At 68.4% G+C, this 1,868-nt stretch carries 2 protein-coding genes; both read right to left on the bottom strand.

Annotated features, from left to right (window positions below; genetic code table 11):
* Positions 1 to 1,364: NADH-quinone oxidoreductase subunit L (gene nuoL, locus G6016_RS01230; protein ID WP_241729647.1), on the bottom strand; the 1,364-nt coding region annotated here is incomplete at its 3' end.
* Positions 1,365 to 1,523: 159 nt separating this feature from the next.
* Complete coding sequence (gene nuoK, locus G6016_RS01235; protein WP_182630897.1) at positions 1,524 to 1,823, bottom strand: NADH-quinone oxidoreductase subunit NuoK; 300 nt, start codon at positions 1,821 to 1,823, stop codon at positions 1,524 to 1,526.
* Between the last annotated feature and the right edge of the window lie 45 nt (positions 1,824 to 1,868).

The raw sequence follows: 1,868 nt of genomic DNA on the forward strand, positions 1-1,868 counted from the left end.
GGCGACTCGTGCGGGTCGGCCTCGGCGTGCCAGCGCTTGTCGCCGAAGAAGGTCATGATCATCACGCGGGTCATGTAGAACGCGGTCAGGCCGGCGCCGAGCAGCGCGAGTGCCCCGAGCAGGTAGCCGACCGGCGAGCCGCTGGCCGAGGCACCCGCGCCCGCGGGCTGGCTGCCCACGTCGAACGCCGCGGAGATGATGCCCTCCTTGGAGTAAAAGCCGGCGAAGGGCGGCACCCCGATGATCGCGAGATAGCCCAGGCCGAAGGTCACAAAGGTGATGGGCATGACCGTGCGCAGGGCCCCGTAGCGGCGCATGTCGACCTCGTCGTCCAGGCCGTGCATCACCGAGCCGGCGCCGAGGAACAGTCCGGCCTTGAAGAAGCCGTGGGTGAGCAGGTGCATGATCGCCAGCGCGTAGCCGGCGGGGCCGAAGCCGGCGGCCAGCACCATGTAGCCGACCTGGCTCATGGTCGAGGCTGCAAGGACCTTCTTGATGTCGTCCTTCGCGCAGCCGATGATCGCCCCGAACAGCAGCGTCACCGCACCCACGATGATCACGACCGTGCGGGCGGTGGGGGCGGCGTCGAAGACTGGGTTGGCGCGGACGATGAGGTACACGCCCGCCGTGACCATGGTCGCCGCGTGGATGAGCGCAGACACCGGGGTGGGGCCCTCCATGGCGTCGCCGAGCCAGGACTGCAGCGGCACCTGCGCCGACTTGGCGCACGCGCCCAGCAGGAGCAGCAGCCCGATCGCGGTGATCAGGCCCGAGCTGACCGGGCCGTCGACGCCCCGGACCGCGGCGAACACGCCCTCGTAGCTCAGCGTGCCGAACTGGGTGACCATGACGAACATCGCGATCGCCAGGCCGATGTCACCGACGCGGTTGACGAGGAACGCCTTCTTGGCGGCCGTCGCCGCGGACGGCTTGTGCTGCCAGAACCCGATGAGCAGGTATGAGACCAGGCCCACGCCCTCCCAGCCCAGGTAGAGCCCCAGGAAGTTGTCGGCCATGACCAGCAGCAGCATCGCCGCGAGGAACAGGTTGAGGTAGGCGAAGAACTTCCGCCGCGCCGGATCGGCGGCCATGTACCCGACCGAATACAGGTGGATGAGCAGGCCGACGAAGGTCACGAGCAGCACGAACACCATCGACAGCTCGTCGAGCCGCAGACCGAAGTCGACGTGCAGCTCGCCCACGGAGATCCACGTGAACAGGGTCTGACCAGCGGCGCGCTCGGCGGGCGGGCGTCCGGCCATCTCCACGAACTGCCACAGCGCCACCCCGAACGCGGCCAGCGCGGTGGCGCAGCCCAGCAGATGCCCCCACGCGTTGGCTCGGCGCCCGATCAGCAACAGCATCACCGCCCCGAGCAGCGGCAGCGCGGGGATGAGCCAGAGGGTGGGGTCCGGATAAGATTGCGCGACCGTCAGCGAGGAAGCGGGATCCGACCCACCGGGCTCAACGCTGAGCGCGAGGAGGGATGGGGTCGTTGTCGTCGTCGTGATCATCTCGGCCCCCTAGTACCTGAGCAGATCGGCGTCGTCGACGTCGGCGGACCTGCGCGAGCGGTAGATGGACATGATGATCGCCAGCCCGATCACAACCTCCGCCGCAGCGACGACCATGACGAAAAACGCAATGACCTGGCCCGTCACGTCGCCGTGCAGCCGCGCGAACGTCACGAGCGCGAGGTTGGTGGCATTCAGCATGAGCTCGATGCACATGAACACGACGATCGCGTTGCGGCGCAGCAGGAAACCGGCCGCGCCGATCGTGAACAGGATCGCGGACAGGTAGAGGTAGTACTCGGGGGTCATGTGTCTTCCCCCTCGCCCGCCTCGAGCTCGCCGCCCTCGCCGCCG

Source organism: Dietzia aerolata (assembly GCF_014144865.1).
GTDB lineage: Bacteria > Actinomycetota > Actinomycetes > Mycobacteriales > Mycobacteriaceae > Dietzia > Dietzia aerolata.

What these genes read in the sequence shown, in the direction of transcription:
- nuoK (WP_182630897.1), bottom strand. Translation starts at nt 1,823, where the DNA reads ATGACCCCCGAGTACTACCTCTACCTGTCCGCGATCCTGTTCACGATC.